This window comes from Mesorhizobium sp. WSM4313 (genome assembly GCF_002294725.1).
Lineage (GTDB): Bacteria > Pseudomonadota > Alphaproteobacteria > Rhizobiales > Rhizobiaceae > Mesorhizobium.
Genome location: NZ_NSFT01000002.1, coordinates 41227 through 55893 on the forward strand (window position 1 = coordinate 41227; position 14667 = coordinate 55893).

General features: G+C 60.7%; 17 protein-coding genes. 11 read left to right on the forward strand and 6 right to left on the reverse strand.

Going from position 1 to position 14667, the window contains the following annotated elements; all coding sequences use genetic code 11:
• Nucleotides 1–28 precede the first annotated feature (28 nt).
• Genes CK219_RS04895 through CK219_RS04915 form a run of 5 tightly spaced genes read right to left on the reverse strand, consistent with a single transcriptional unit; the run spans nt 29 to nt 4481 of the window.
• On the reverse strand, nt 29–550 hold the full coding sequence (locus CK219_RS04895) for a prepilin peptidase (protein ID WP_095765662.1): 522 nt from the start codon (nt 548–550) through the stop codon (nt 29–31).
• A gap of 5 nt (nt 551–555) precedes the next feature.
• Nucleotides 556–1107: a tetratricopeptide repeat protein gene (locus CK219_RS04900; protein WP_176476935.1), complete on the reverse strand. Its 552-nt coding sequence runs from the start codon at nt 1105–1107 to the stop codon at nt 556–558.
• Nucleotides 1108–1161: 54 nt separating this feature from the next.
• On the reverse strand, nt 1162–2112 hold the full coding sequence (locus CK219_RS04905; protein WP_095765663.1) for a type II secretion system F family protein: 951 nt from the start codon (nt 2110–2112) through the stop codon (nt 1162–1164).
• Between the two features lie 15 nt (nt 2113–2127).
• A complete protein-coding gene (locus CK219_RS04910) occupies nt 2128–3099 on the reverse strand; it encodes a type II secretion system F family protein (RefSeq protein WP_095765664.1) in 972 nt (323 codons plus the stop codon).
• Complete coding sequence (locus tag CK219_RS04915; RefSeq protein ID WP_095765665.1) at nt 3099–4481, reverse strand: CpaF family protein; 1383 nt, start codon at nt 4479–4481, stop codon at nt 3099–3101. Before CK219_RS04915 ends, CK219_RS04910 begins: the two co-directional genes overlap by 1 nt.
• Before the next feature lie 496 nt (nt 4482–4977).
• On the opposite strand from CK219_RS04915, the gene CK219_RS04920 reads away from it, so the two are divergent.
• From CK219_RS04920 to CK219_RS04965, 10 genes are all read left to right on the forward strand, one after another.
• Complete coding sequence (locus tag CK219_RS04920; RefSeq protein ID WP_095765666.1) at nt 4978–5148, forward strand: Flp family type IVb pilin; 171 nt, start codon at nt 4978–4980, stop codon at nt 5146–5148.
• Between the two features lie 82 nt (nt 5149–5230).
• Complete coding sequence (gene cpaB / locus CK219_RS04925; RefSeq protein ID WP_095766158.1) at nt 5231–6271, forward strand: Flp pilus assembly protein CpaB; 1041 nt, start codon at nt 5231–5233, stop codon at nt 6269–6271.
• A 53-nt stretch (nt 6272–6324) separates the two neighbouring features.
• Complete coding sequence (locus CK219_RS04930) at nt 6325–7767, forward strand: type II and III secretion system protein family protein (protein ID WP_095765667.1); 1443 nt, start codon at nt 6325–6327, stop codon at nt 7765–7767.
• Entirely contained in the window at nt 7754–8056 is a 303-nt protein-coding gene (locus tag CK219_RS04935) for a hypothetical protein (protein WP_095765668.1), read from the forward strand. The genes CK219_RS04930 and CK219_RS04935 overlap by 14 nt, the downstream gene beginning before the upstream one ends.
• Nucleotides 8057–8117: 61 nt before the next feature.
• Nucleotides 8118–9650 (forward strand): pilus assembly protein TadG-related protein, encoded by a 1533-nt coding sequence (locus tag CK219_RS04940; protein ID WP_095765669.1) that lies wholly within the window; start codon nt 8118–8120, stop codon nt 9648–9650.
• A 5-nt stretch (nt 9651–9655) separates the two neighbouring features.
• Nucleotides 9656–10201 carry a TadE/TadG family type IV pilus assembly protein gene (locus CK219_RS04945; RefSeq protein ID WP_245340392.1) on the forward strand — a complete coding sequence of 182 codons (546 nt, stop codon included), beginning with the start codon at nt 9656–9658 and terminating at the stop codon, nt 10199–10201.
• A 2-nt stretch (nt 10202–10203) separates the two neighbouring features.
• Nucleotides 10204–10842 (forward strand): TadE/TadG family type IV pilus assembly protein, encoded by a 639-nt coding sequence (locus CK219_RS04950; RefSeq protein WP_095765671.1) that lies wholly within the window; start codon nt 10204–10206, stop codon nt 10840–10842.
• Entirely contained in the window at nt 10839–12002 is a 1164-nt protein-coding gene (locus CK219_RS04955; RefSeq protein ID WP_095765672.1) for an AAA family ATPase, read from the forward strand. Before CK219_RS04950 ends, CK219_RS04955 begins: the two co-directional genes overlap by 4 nt.
• Nucleotides 11989–12564 carry a L,D-transpeptidase gene (locus CK219_RS04960; protein ID WP_095765673.1) on the forward strand — a complete coding sequence of 192 codons (576 nt, stop codon included), beginning with the start codon at nt 11989–11991 and terminating at the stop codon, nt 12562–12564. Before CK219_RS04955 ends, CK219_RS04960 begins: the two co-directional genes overlap by 14 nt.
• Nucleotides 12561–13118 (forward strand): hypothetical protein, encoded by a 558-nt coding sequence (locus tag CK219_RS04965; protein WP_095765674.1) that lies wholly within the window; start codon nt 12561–12563, stop codon nt 13116–13118. Before CK219_RS04960 ends, CK219_RS04965 begins: the two co-directional genes overlap by 4 nt.
• A 35-nt stretch (nt 13119–13153) precedes the next feature.
• Here CK219_RS04965 and CK219_RS04970 read toward each other — a convergent pair whose 3' ends face one another.
• Nucleotides 13154–13621 carry a hypothetical protein gene (locus tag CK219_RS04970; protein WP_245340393.1) on the reverse strand — a complete coding sequence of 156 codons (468 nt, stop codon included), beginning with the start codon at nt 13619–13621 and terminating at the stop codon, nt 13154–13156.
• Between the two features lie 200 nt (nt 13622–13821).
• Between CK219_RS04970 and CK219_RS04975 the strand changes: the two genes are divergently transcribed.
• Nucleotides 13822–14601: a thermonuclease family protein gene (locus CK219_RS04975; protein ID WP_245340394.1), complete on the forward strand. Its 780-nt coding sequence runs from the start codon at nt 13822–13824 to the stop codon at nt 14599–14601.
• Nucleotides 14602–14667 lie beyond the last annotated feature (66 nt).

Here is a 14667-nt window from a genome sequence, read left to right on the forward strand (position 1 = left end):
GAATTTACTCTGCTCGCGCCTCTGTCGTCTAATCTACTATCCCAGCAAGTATCAGCATAGCGCTGTAGACTTGCAACACTATCGTGCAGATTGCAGCCGCCGATATTGGTACGCCCAACGGCACGACACCTTTTCGATCCATCCGCTGCGCATAGTAGCGGAACATCCCGGCTGGTAGCAGAAAAGGGTTCTTGGCCACGGTCGCGGTGCCGATGGCGAAAACCAGCAGCAACACAGAAAATACGGCAAGATCGCTTCCACCAATCAGAAACGGTGTGACTGCCATTAGCTTCACATCGCCGGCGCCAACTTTGCGCAAGACCCAAAACGGAAAGAACGCGATGAACAGGACGAGGCCTGCAATGGCGTCCAGGCCCATATCCCACCAAGACCCGGCTTGAACAGACACAAGCTGGAGCGATCCAAGCCCAAGGCAAAGCAGCATCAAAACGTCACGGTTGGCAATTTTCTGGGTCGTGAAATCAACCCAAGCAATCTTGGCTAACAATGGGATGGTCAACGCCCTGACCAGCAACGCGGCAACCAACATTTCGCCTACCGCTCGATGTTCTGCACACTGGACGATAGCAGCTTCAAGTTGTTGCCCACGGTTGGATCGTTGGGCGCCAGCTCATAGGCTTTTAGAAAATTGGCGCGCGCGTCCTGCAACTTCCCCCGCAACAGATAGGAATAGCCGACATTGTTGTAATATTCCGGCGTCGCGCCGAGCAGCCGGTAGGCTCGGCCATAGGCCAAGTCGGCTAGGTCGAAGCGGCGGATGCGGTCGGAGGACGCGGCGAGGCCTAGCCAGGCGATTCCATCGTTGGGCGCCAGGCGGGTCGCCTTGTAGAACAGGGCGCCGGCATTGCCGTAATTTTCGGAACGGAACTGGGTCTTGGCTTCGGTGACCGCTTGGTCCGATGCGTAGTAATCGACGTCGCTGATCGTTTTCAGTCCATCGAAGGTGTCGCCAAAGGCGGTGTAGTCGCCTTTGGCCGGCTCATTGGTGCGCACGACGCCGGTGCTGCCGCTGTCGGTCGACTGGCAACCGGCAAGTGTGACCAGCAGCATGCTGGTTGCGGCGGCGAGGCGCATCGGCTTTATCATTTTGTGCCCCAAGGAGCCCTCCGACTCAACTTTAGAAGATAATCATACGGCGGATCAGAAGAAAATGCCCTTCATGCGAATGATCACCGGCAGCATAACGATCATCAGCACCACCGGGAAGATGCAGAGGCCAAGCGGGATCGTCATCTTGACGGGCAAGGCGTTGGCGCGTTCTTCCGCTTGCAGGATGCGCTGATCGCGCATCTCGGCGCTGTAAACGCGCAGGGCATCAGTGAGACTGGTGCCGAGTTCTTCCGACTGTCGGAACAGCACCGCCAACGCCTTCGCCTCCTCCAGCCCGACGCGATCGGCGAGCTCGCGCAATGCCTCGCGCAGCGGCTTGCCCGCTCGCAGCTGCAGATTCATGATCGAGAGCTGGATGCCCAGCCATTTGTGGGTGCCGGCCATTTCCTGGCTGACGCGCTCGACCGCAGCCTCCAGGCTCATGCCCGCATCGGCACAGGTGATCATCATATCCATGAAATCGGGAAAGGACCGGCGATAGATCTGCTTCTGCGCATTCTCGAAGCGGTCGAGCATGATGCTCGGGATGACGATCCAGCCGAGGCCGATCAGGCTCGCACCGCCGACCGCGAAGAAGCCGGGCAATTTCGGCGGCAATGCCCTCGACAGGAGGGCGTACATGAGCAGGAAACCTATGGCGACAGCACCCAGCCGGCAAAGCGTGTATATGAGAGGTGCGCTCGATTGGTAGAACCCGGCGCGAAAGAGTTTTGCCTCGAGCGCGTTCGGCTCCTTGCGTTCCTTCTCGATCGATTTGAAGTAGGCATCGACTGGCTTCTGCGCCGCGAGCTTGGCGAGCCGATCCTGTCCCAGGATTGACCGATGATCGACGGCACCTTCGCCCAGCAGGCTGTCCGCCACCAGCTTCCGCGTTTGCAGCACCGGCAGGAAAACCAGCGCGGCGAACAGGAACAGCGCCACCGCCGCCACGAAGACTGCGATGGAAACCAAAAAGGTCAGGTCGTCGGTGTTGGAAAGCAGGTTTATAGCTCACTCCTAGAAATCGAAAGTGACCATGCGATACATGATGAAGTCACCCAGAAGCGCCCAGATCCCGAAGATCAGGAATATGGGCAATATTATCGGATCGCCCCAGACTTTTCCGTAGTATGACGGCGCGATGAGCTGGAGCATCAGGAACATCGCGACCGGAAACAACGAGATGATCCAGGCTGAAACGCGGCCCTCGGCCGACAGCGCCCTGATCTTCCTCCTAAGCTTCTGCCTTTCGCGCAGCACGGATGAGAGATTGGCGAGGATCTCCGTGAGGTTGCCGCCAGTCTTGGCCTGGATCGAGAGGGAGACCGATAGCAAGTGCAGTCCCTCGAAACCGACCCGTTCCGATAGCTTTCTGACCGCCTGTTCGATGCTGAGCCCAAAGGTGATTTCGTCGGCGACGATGCCGAATTCCGTTCCGAGCGGATCAGGCATTTCGCGAGCCACGAGGCCGATCGCGACGGAGGCCGGATGACCAGCGCGCAACGAACGGACAATCATGTCGAGCGCGTCGGGCAATTGCCTGGCGAATTTCTGTATTCTCTTGCCGCGGGCTCGCCGCAGAATGAGCAGCGGCAGCGCGAAGGCAACCAGCAGAAAGATGATGAAGGCAACCGGCGCAGCCAATCGGATGAGAAACGAAAGCAGCAAGGCCAATGCCAGGCCTGCAAGAAGAAAGCTCGACGCGAAGGTCATCGGATTTCCGGTGACGCCGGACTGGGTGTAGAGCCTGTTCAGCCAGACAAAACCGGAGATAAAGTCTCCTGAATCGGTCAGGCCGCGTTCGCGCAGCAGGCTTTGCAATGTCTGTTCCGCGGGCGCTTCATCTGCGAGGCGGCGAAGCCGGTAATTAACCGACGCCCGGCGCGAACGCCGGCTAGCCAGGGACAGGTAGAAAGCCTCGCCGGCAAGAATGACGGAGGCGGCCGCAACCACGTAGATGAAATAGAGCAGCGACTGTCCCGTCAGCATCACATCGCCACCTGCGGGTTGAAGGCGTCCTTGGCGAAGTGCAAGCCGAGCGTGGCGGCCTCGGAGGCAAAGCGCGGGCGCACGCCGGTGGCGCGGAAATCGCCGATGATCGCTCCATCAGCGGCAACATCGCGCCTAACGAAATGGTAGATTTCCTGGAGCTGGACGACATTGCCTTCCATGCCGGTGATTTCCGAGATGGAGACGACGCGCCGGCCGCCATCGGAAAGGCGCTGCGTCTGCACAATGATGTCGATGGCCGAGGCGATCTGGGCACGGATCGATTCATGCGTCATCGGCAAGCCGGCCATGCCGACCATCTGCTCCAGGCGCGAGATGGCGTCGCGCGGCGTGTTGGCGTGGATGGTTGTCATCGAGCCTTCGTGGCCGGTGTTCATGGCCTGCAGCATGTCGAAGGCTTCCTCGCCGCGCACCTCGCCGACGATGATGCGGTCGGGCCGCATGCGCAGCGCATTCTTTACCAGCTCGCGCTGGCGGATCTCGCCCTTGCCCTCGACATTGGGCGGGCGCGTCTCCAGCCGGCCGACATGCGGCTGCTGCAGCTGCAGTTCCGCCGCGTCCTCGATGGTGACCAGCCGCTCCTTGGATGGAATGTAGCTCGACAGGGCATTGAGCAGCGTCGTCTTGCCGCTGCCGGTGCCGCCCGAAACCAGGATCGATTTGCGCGCCCGCACGGCGATGCGCAGCATGTCGATCATGGGCTGGCGAATCGAATTGAACGCCATCAGGCGTTCGAGCGAATAAGGGTTCTTGGAGAATTTGCGGATCGACACCAGTGGGCCATCAATAGAAACCGGCCGCACGGCGATGTTGACGCGCGAGCCGTCATCCAGGCGCGCATCCGCCATCGGGGAGGATTCATCGACCCGCCGGCCGATGTTCGAGACGATCTTGTTGATGATGCGTAGCAGATGCGCCTCGTCGCGGAAGCGGATCGAGGTCTGCTCGATCATGCCGCGCCTCTCGATGAAGACACGCTCATGCGTGTTGATCATGATGTCGGTGATGGAGTCGTCCTTGAGCAGCGGCTCGATCGGACCAAGGCCCAGCATCTCGTCGGCCGTGTCGCTGGTCAGCTGATCGAGCTCGCGCGCGTTCAACGGCACATTCCGGCCACGCACGAATTCGCGCACGATTGGCCGTATCTCGTTGAGGATCTCGTCCTTCGACGCGTTTTCGAGAGCGGTCAGGTTGAAGCGGTCGATGAGATGACGGTGCAGTTCGACCTTGAGCGTCAGAAAATCATCGCCCTGTGGCTCGGCGTCTGCCGCGGGAGCAGCGGCCGCCCCATTCGACACAACGATGACCGGTGCCGGTGGCGTCTTCTGTTCGTTCGGCCCTTTGATGAAGCGACCCAACATGCCGCCTACCCCCTTATCTTTTCCCCAAATGGAAACTAAGCGTTAACCACGAGAGGCACAAGCGGCCTGCAAGCCACAGGACGTATTTTACTTGAGACATAGTTAAGAGATAGAGATTCGAAAAATCGTTTTATTTATTCCTGTGTTCCGAGCTCCGACCAAAGTCCTAAGACCTTTGTCAGCATATAGGCGACATTGGTCGATAAGCCACTAGATATACTGCGATATGCATTATTTCTAATGTGGCAGCCGAGAGGTATGGCTGCGGCGGAATTGTGAACGAATGGTTAAGATCACTTGAAAAACGAGGCGAATCAAGCTGTTGTCAAAATTCAGAAAGCGTTTGAGCGAGTATTGAAAGGTTAAGGGACTGTTAATCCGTTTGACACTGCTTTTTCGCGCGACCTACGATTGAACGTGACGGGGGATGCTTGGGTATGGGGTTCATCCTTAGCTCTGTCTCGTCGGGTTCAAACCTCCAAAGGGAGAAATTGGCATGAAGAAGCTCATGACGATGGCCCGGCAGTTCCGCGACGACGATAACGGCGCTGCCATGGTCGAATATACTATCCTGCTCGGCATGATCACCGTGGCTGTGATCGTTTCTATCGGAATTGTCGGCACCTGGGTCACCGGGCAGTGGGCGGCTCTGGCGGCGGCGCTCTAAATTGCATTCAGGCCCGGGTCATATGACCCGGGCCTGAAATTAGATGGCGGCGGGCGAATCCCGCAACGTGGGCTTGGGTCAAATGCGCGCTAACACGCTTATCATGATAGTTCTGGCCGGCGTTTTTGGGGTGCTGGCAGTAGTGCTTGCAAATATTTGGCTGGCCAATCAGCGTAGTGCGATGGCGAAGGCGGGCGATGTTCCACGCGACACAGTTGTGGTGGCTGCGGTCCCGCTGAAGTTTGGCGACACGCTGTCGGCCGACAAGTTGCGCGAAGTGGCATGGCCTTCCGGCGCAGTTCCGACCGGCGCTTTCAAGACAACTAAGGAACTGCTGGCGGGCGAAGGGACGAAGCAGGCGCTTCAGTCCATCGGCACCAACGAACCCGTCCTCGCCAACAGGATCACCGGCCCCGGCCAGCGCGCCACACTTTCAGCCGTTCTGGCGGAGGGTATGAAGGCCGTCTCCATCCGCGTGAACGACGTGCTCGGCGTTGCGGGATTTGTCTTCCCGGGAGATCGGGTCGACGTGCTTTTGACCCGCACCGTGCGCAGCAATGACGGCCCCGACAAGAGCTTCGTCGATGTGCTGCTGCAGAGTGTCAAGGTGCTTGCCGTCGATCAGGTGGCCGACGAAAGCAAAGACAGCCCGACCGTTGTAAAAGCCGTAACTGTCGAAGTCACCACCAAAGATGCGCAAAAGCTGACTTTAGCCGCCGGCGCAGGTCAGTTGTCGCTGGCGCTTCGGCAGGCCGCTGCCAGCAAGGGCGAAGAAACCGAACGTGTCACGCTTTCAGACCTGACTGGAGAAATGCCTGAGGATATCGCCAAGAGGCAGGCAGAGCTCGAGCAGCAGAAGGCCGCGGATGCCGCAGCCGCCGAAGAGCGCAAGCGCGCCAATGAAAAGATCGATGGCCTTGCGCAGGCGGTGGAACGGGTCGGAAGCCAGATCGACCAGTTGAGCAAGGTGAAGCCAACTCCCGCTGTGGCGCCCGCGCCACAAGAACAGGAAGTCGTCAAGGAAGTGGTCAAATATGTGCAGCCGGAACCGCCGGCCCGCGCTACAATCGGCGTCTTCCGCGGCGTGAAGCTCGAAACGTACGACGTGCCGCGCCAGCGCTAAAACAGCCAGCGGCAAACGAGGGGCTGCCGACCAGGCAGCAGTGGGAGACGAGGATGAAGGGGTCTTGTGTGAGGGTGGCGGCGGCTGCGCTATCCTTTGTGGCGTTGTCTGCGATCTTCGACTACTCGGCCAGAGCGGCTGACCGCTTCATCGACGTGTCGAGCCCGTCGCTGCACCGCGTGTTCGTGCCCGTTTCCCAATCCGCCACGATCCAGGTCAACGCCACGCTAGGCGATATCGTCGTCGGCGACGAGAAGATCGCCGATGCCCAGCCGATGACCGACAGGACGCTTTACGTCATCGGCAAGAGCGTCGGCACCACCACGGTCAATCTGTTTTCCGAGGACAAGCGCTCGCTTGGCGCCATCCAGATCGAGGTCGGCCAGGATGTCAGCGACATGGCGGTGGCCATTCGCCAGGTGGCGCCGAAGGCGCGGATCGAGATCGGTTCGATCAACGGCAAGATAAGGCTTAGCGGCCACGTCAAGGACGCTGCGACGTTGGCGCAGATCGTCGAGGTGACGCAGCAATATGGTCCCGATGCGATCATCAACGCCGTGACGATCGATGACAGCGAGCAGGTCAATCTGGAAGTGCGCGTGCTGGAGGCCAAGCGCAACGCTGGTCGCGATCTCGGCGTGTCGATCAGAAGCACCAACAATAGCGGTACGACCAAAGTTGGAACTGGAACTGCAGCGGTTGATGCGGACGGGGTGGTTCTAGGCGCGGGTGATCTTGTCGGGGGTGTGCTCTCGGGCGCCAATCCATTCGCTGCGCTGATTACCCGAGTCATTGACAGCAGGATCAAAGTCGATCTGATCATTCAGGCGCTCGAAGACAAGGGTGTTGTGCGCACCCTCGCTGAGCCCAATTTGACGACGCTTTCAGGCGAGACGGCCAGCTTTAACGCTGGCGGCGAAGTGCCGATTCGCACCGTCCTCAATGACGCGGTCCGAATCGAATACAAACAATTCGGCGTCAATCTAAACTTCACGCCGGTGGTACTCGACGACGGCAAAATCCATATCAAGCTGGCGCCGGAGGTCAGCGACCTGACCGACTTTACCCCCGCCGGCGACCCTATCTTTACCACTCGCAAACTGGAGACTGTCGTCGAGCTGCGCGACGGCCAGAGCTTTGCGGTCGGCGGACTGTTGTCCAGCAAGACGACGAAGATCCAGAATCAGGTGCCGTGGCTCGGCCAGGTTCCGGTTGTCGGGGCACTGTTCCGCAATTCGAGCAATCAGAAGGTCGAAACAGAGTTGGTGGTCATCGTGACACCTCACGTCGTGAGGCCGGTGAAACCAGGCGAGCAATTGGCGACGCCCCTCGACAAGACCCGACCGGCCAACGACCCGGAATTCTTCCTTCTCGGTCAGCTCGAAGTCAGCAAGGACATGATCCGCAAATATGAACACGGCGAAGGCGTCACCGGCCCCTATGGGCACATGCTGGATGTGAAATCGAAGGACAAGCTGGTCTATGTCAAGAAATAAGCTCCTGCTCGTCCTTCTCGGCTCCAGCCTGCTGGCAGGCTGCGCGGCCGACTATCTGAACAATTACGACACGATGACGCTGGCATCGGGCGACACGCAGAAGGCCAATCAGCTGCTGCAGACGGTCGATCCATATAACCCGGCTTCCAACAACACGAAGATCGAAGGCGATGGCGCACGGTCGGTCGCCGTGGTGCAGAAATACAAGCTTGCGCCAAGTGGGTCTGCGCCGGCAACCAACATGACGGTCAATGTCGGCGCGTCGAGCGAGACCAGCGCAGCGAAGTAGAAGGATGCGGTTCGTCAGGCGAGCGAGGACGCCTGGCACGAATGGAACAGAGAGTAAGATCATGTTGAGGACCATTCGTGAATTCTGGAGCGATCAGCGCGGCATAGCGCTGCTCCTTGTCAGCATCATGCTGCCGGCAATCATCGGCTTTTCGCTCCTGGCGATCGACATGAGCCGGGTCAACAATATGCACAACGACCTGCAGAAGGCTGCCGACGCTTTTGCCTTGGCCGGCGCGGCTGAGTTGGACGGGTCGACCGGCTCTTGGGCGCGGGCCGAGCGCGCCATGGCGACATTGGTCAGCAATGAGAGCCACTTCTCGACGGTTGGCACGAATGGCTGGTTCATTCTGACCTCTGGTCAACCTGGCGGCACACTGAACTGCAACGCCGCCGGAGACATTTCCTGGTGTTTCCTGAAAACAATTCCCGCAGCTGACGGCAGCCCGATAACAGCGGCCAATCGGGCCAATGCCGATCGCACCATTGGGGAAGCGGAAACGCGCTTCATCCAGGTGAGTGTCAACCCAACGGGCTTTGCTGCAATCTTTCCGGCGTCATTTCTCACAGGCAATGCTGCCAATAATGGTTTCAATGTCAGCGCCGTCTCCGTTGCGGGCTTTGTCTCCGGCGTCTGCGATTTCACTCCGGTCTTCATCTGCAACCCGTATGAAATGGATGCGAATGGAACGAACAGCGCTGGTGGATATACGCTGCAGCAGGCTGTTTCTGACCCGGTCGTTCACCGTCGGCTGATCGAACTGAGAAAGGTCGGAAATGGGGCCGCTGCCGGCCCAGGCAATTTCGGCTTCCTCGAGCCTCCCCCCGGCGTGGGAAACGGTGCCCAGGCCCTCGCCGAGACGATCGCGACCTCAAAGCCGATCGGCTGCTACGAATCCGGCCATGTTTCGACCAAGACTGGGCAAAACGCGGGACCTGTGCAGGATGCTTTCAACGTCCGCTTTGGGATTAGGGCAACCGGCGGCGGCTTCAACAGCGCCGAATATGGGCCGGCCTCGAATGTCCGGAAGGGAGCCGTGCCTAGCAGCAAGGGCAACCAGTGCCCTCAGTATAACCAGTTGACCTTTAATGGTCCTGGCAACATGGGGCTGCCCAGAGATGCCACAACGCCTTACATGAACGGACGGATGGGCGATGGCAATTGGAACCTTTCGAGCTATTGGAGCACTAACTTTGGTTCCACCAACCATCCGCCTTCCTGGAATGCGACCAAACCGACACGATATCAGGTCTATCAGTACGAAATTGCCAACAGTCTGGTTGGCCACGCCTCAACCGGGGGCGAAGTCGGCACACCAGCCAACGCGTGTCAGCCGCCCATCACGTCTGTGGATCGACGCCTCCTTTATGGGGCCATCCTGAATTGCAATGCGCTCGAGGCAGCGGGCAACGACCTGTCTGGGCACAGCATCAATCTGCCAGTCGAAGCCTTCGGCAGCTTCTTCCTTACGGAACCCGTAGCATCTGCTTCGGACGATGCTTCCGTGATGGTTGAACTGGTCGACGTCAGCGGGGCCAACGGTCAAGGGACCCTCAATAATTTCCTGCGTGACGAAGCGCAGCTCTACCGGTGATGACGATGATCAGAACGTTGTTCCGGCGCATGATCAAGTTTCGACGCGACAACCGTGGCGCGGTGTTGGTAGAAATGACCCTCATTACGCCTTTGATGTTGATCTTGTCAGCGGGTGTGTTCGAGTTCGGCAACCTGATCCATGACAAGCTGCTGATGGAAGCCGGATTGACCGACGCCGCGCGGTTCGGGGCGCGTTGCAACAGTCAGCTTTATACACAATATGCGGGTTTCACGGCCATTAATTGCGCTAACGTCGCCGCCAACATAGCCGTGTTCGGCAATGCAGCTGGATCGGGGAATGCGCGCGTCGGCGGTTGGCAGAAATCAGGGGGGCCGTCGAATAACGCGACGGTGACAATTGCCGCTCCCGCATCCTGCCACGATGCTGTGCAAGCTGGCGTCACCGTGTACCGCTCCACCACGGCACAAGTCTGCATCGTCCGAGCCGTCGGCAAGTACCCCTATAGCGGCATCGGTATGCTGTCGCTTATCGGCATCGGCCCAATCACCTTAAGCGGCGCCCATGAGGAGCGGTTGATCCGATTCTGATCATGATCAGGCGTTTCGCAACATCGGAAGACGGCGCAGCAATGGTCGAAATGACCATCGTGTCAACGCTGCTGTTTGCTCTAGTGCTGGGCTTCGTCGATTTCGGAAATGCCTTTTATCAATGGAACGCTGCTACGAAGGCGGTGCAGATCGGCGCCCGGCTCGCGTCGATCTCGGATCCAATTGCGCCTCAGATAGCCACAGCTGGCGTTACGACCTTGCCAGGCGCTCCAATACCGGCAGGCAATTTCGATTTTATATGCAACGGCGCCACAAGCGTGTGCAGCTGTGCAGGTTCGGGGTGTGTGCCTGGAACCTTTAGTGCCGCGAATTTCAATCGAATATTTCGGGGAGATGCGGCTGGAGCAGGCACTTGTCCGACGCTTGCTGCGGGGCAACGACCAGGAATGTGTCATTTCTTTCCAAGGCTGCAGCCGGCCAACGTAGTGGTACGATACACGGCCACCGGACTTGGGTACCAGACGCGAGCAGGCGGCCCGGTGCCAACCATTACCGTCAGCCTCCAGAACGTGACCTTCCAGTTCTTCTTCCTCCAGGGACTGATGGGGTTCGCCAACATCGCCATGCCTTCCATGCTGAGTACAGTAACGGGTGAAGATTTAAAGAGTACGTACCCATGAACGCCATCGACACCAGAGTTCTCCCGACCAAGCGAAAGCAGGTGGCGCTGTTTTCCGGCGATGCGGATTTCAAGCGCGACGTCACAACGCGGCTCGATGCGCTGGCGATCTATGACGTCAAGGTCTCGGACGCGGCGGAGTTCCTCAAAGGGCCGCCTGTCGACAGCCGGCCCGGCATCATCATCCTCGATCTCGGCAATGGCGAGCTGCTCGGCAATCCGGGGATCGTCGAGGCGCGCGCGGCTTGGGCGTCGGTGCCGCTGATCGCGATCTCCGACGAGCTCACCTCCGAACAGACGCGCGTTCTGGTGCGCATGAACGCGTCCGACTGGCTGCACAAGCCGCTCGACGCCAAGGAGCTGCTCAACGCCGTCACCTTCCACGACACCGGCAGCCAAGGCACCAAGAGCCGCATCGTCACCTTCATTGCCGCCAGCGGCGGTGCCGGCGCCACCACGCTGGCGATCTCGGCGGCCGAGTATCTCGCCTCGAAATCGGCCGAGCGGGCGGCCTCGACCTGCCTCGTCGATCTCGACTTCCAGAGCGCCAATTGCGGCGCCTATCTCAACCAGTTCAACCAGTTCGACCTCTCCGGCATCATCGGCCAGCCGGACCGGCTCGACGTCGAGCTGATGGACGTCATCAAGCTGTCGCGGCCGTCGGGCCTGACGCTCTATTCCTTCGAGCGGCCGCAGCTGCCTTTCGAGCCGCACGGTTCCGACTTCGTGTTCCGGCTGCTCGATCTCGTCGCCTACCGCTTCGACGACATTGTCATCGACCTGCCCAACATCGAGACGCCGTGGCACGATTCTGTGCTGCGCACGAGCGACGAGATCTTCATCGTCTTCGAGCTCAACGTCGCTTCGCTCAGGCAAGGCAAGCGGCTCTACAAGAAGATCCGCGAGTTGCGCGGCAACAAGGTCAGCATCACGCTGGTCGCCAACAAGCACAAGCGCAAATGGTTCGGCAACCACTTCTCGCGCAGCGAGCTGGAGAAGATCTTCAAGGCGCCGCACATCAAGTCGCTGGCGCTGGACAACGCGCTCTTGGCCGACGCGCTGAATCGCGCCATCCTGCCTTCCGAGGTGGACGGACGGGCGCGCTTCAACAAGGATCTGAAACGTATGTTCAAGGAACGGCTGGACAATGCCCAGCGCTAGACTTCGCATTGCCGGGCGTCTTGCCGCGGCCGGCCTGATCGGCATCGCGCTGGCGTCGGCCTGCGGTTTGGCGCAAGCCGGATCGGGCCTGCCGCCGCTGCCGGCCATGGGCCCCAGCCTGCGCAAGGCGGTCGCCTTCGAGACCCGTGAGCAGCCCGGCACGATCGTCATCCGCAAAAACGAGAAGGCGCTCTATCTGGTGACCGCAGCGGGGCATGCGCTGCGCTACCAGATCAGCGTCGGCCGCGACGGCTTCGGCTGGACCGGAACGGTCAAAATCGCTTCCAAGACCGAATGGCCGGAATGGCGCCCGCCCAGGGAAATGCGCGCGCGCCGGCCGGAACTGCCGGCGATGGTGCCGGCCGGTCCCTACAATCCGCTCGGCGCCAGGGCGCTTTATCTGTCGCGCGACGGGCGCGACACGCTCTATCGCATCCATGGCACCAACGATCCCAAGGGCGTCGGTTTCGACGGCACGTCCGGATGCTTCCGGCTGACGAACACCGATGTGATCGATCTCTTCAAACGCGTCGCGGTGGGCGCAAAGGTGGTGGTTGAATGACGATGATCAGCGAGCCGGACGTCCCGGCAATCGAACTCGGTCACAGGGAAGCCGCTCCGGGAAAGCCCAGCCGGGCCAGGCTGATCGGCGTCGTGGCGGTGGGTGCGCTGCTCGTCACCGTCGTCAACGTGACGGCCGCGGTCTATCTCTATCGCGGCGTCAACGACCTCAAGACGATGGAGGCGCGGCTGGAACAGCTCGGTCAGTTCGAGCAGCGGATCGGCGCCCGCATCGACACCGTCAACAATGGTTTCCAGAGCCGGTTCGAGACGCTGGACCATCAGTTGCAGGCGAATTTCGGCCGGATCAACGGCAATATCGCCAAGCTTGAGCAAGGCCAGCCCGTCGCCGCCAGCGAACCGGCGCCCAGCGCGCTCGAGCCCGCGATGCTCGACAACACCACGGTGGCGGATGCGTCCGCGGCCGATGAAAGCGGCGCCGATCCCGCCGCGCAACCCTTGTTCAAGCGCAAGGTCGCGCCTCCCGGCCCCAACCCGTCCTATCAGCGCATCCAGCAGCCGGATGGCAAGGTCTATTACAAGAAGATCAACTGAGCGCGCGGGCCTTCGCCGCCGACTGAGCCAGCCGGTTACAGATCGCGCTGCAGCGTCAGCATGCGGACAGTGCGGGCTTCGGCGCGCTGTTTCGCCTCGCGCAGGAACGCGACGTGGCAGTAAGCGCAAGCCATGAGACCGAGGCCCAGCACCAGGCAGTTCTGCAAACTTAGGTCGACCATCACCGAAAACTGAAGGCCATGAGGCGTGACGAAGGCGGCGATAGTGCTCGCCGTTTCCGCGTTGCTGCTCAGCGCCATCATGAACCCGGCGAAAATCATTGCAGCATGATTGGCGATGAAGAAACCGCCGGACCATTTTGAGCGGCTGGCCATCCAGCAGGCGCCTGCCGCAAAGACGACAATGGCCGCATCGAGCGCCATCGATCCGCCGAGATAGACATGCGCCTGCTGCCAGAACATGGTCGAGAACGGGCGCAGTTCGAGCCAGGCGTGCCACACTGCGGGGCTGGCGGGATAGAAGCCGAGCAGCAGCGCCGCCATCCGCTCTGCCGCCAGCAGAAGCAGCATCAGGGCAGGAAAGGCAAAAAGCAGTATCGGCTTGCGCATCATGTCATCCCCTCGACATCCGTTGAGCGATTCTAGACCGCATTGGTTGCGCGAGGCTTAACGCAACGCCTTGCTTTTCAAGGAATGTCGCTCATGTCTAATGTGTGATCCGGGTCAACGGTCGGGGTGGCGCCGTGTCGGCAGGAGCTAACGGGCTCGAGCAGCATCATCGACAGCCGGCACGACCCGGCGGAGGTTCGCGCGTCACCCAGGCGAACCCGCCCGGCCGCCCGCTGCTGGCGTCCGCGCTCGGCGGCCTCGGCCTGCTCGCAGGCATGGTGCTGATCGCCGAGGGCGGGCGCTGGCTGCCGTCCGAGCCGGCTTCGATCGCGGCGGTTCAGGACGCCGACGATCCTAAGCCGGCCTCGCCCATCCCGATGCATGACACGCAACCGGGCCAGCCGGCACGCAAGATCGCCGAGGACCTCATCGCGCCGCCGCCGCTCGACATATCCGGGATCGAGCGCATCGAGCCGCGCCCTCCGCTTGGCGAACTCGGGCTTGCGCCGGCGCCAAAGACGCCGATGCCGCAGGATTGGCGCCAGACGCTGCTCTTCCGTCCGGTCGCGACTTCCTCGGCGATCTTCGAAGCCATGGGACGCACGGTCGCCATCAGCGGGACGGTCGACATAGATCCCGACAGGACCTGCACGTTCGAAGACACCACCTGGCCCTGCGGCCAGCGGGCGCGGGCCGCCTTCAACTCCTGGCTGCGCGGCCGGGCGCTGAAATGCCTGCTGCCGCCGGATGCCGACCGTTTCGCCATCGCCGCGCCCTGCGCCCTCGGCAAGCAGGATGTCGGCGCCTGGCTGGTTTCCAACGGCTGGGCGATGGCGGCTCCCACAGGTGACTACGGCAAGGCCGAAGTGGTGGCGAGAAACGCCCGGATGGGCATTTTCGGCCCGCCGCAATAGCGCCGCGGGAAAGCCGGCGGCCGGTTCCGTCCCGGACCTGCGTGAAAGCGGAATGGTCAGGGCGGT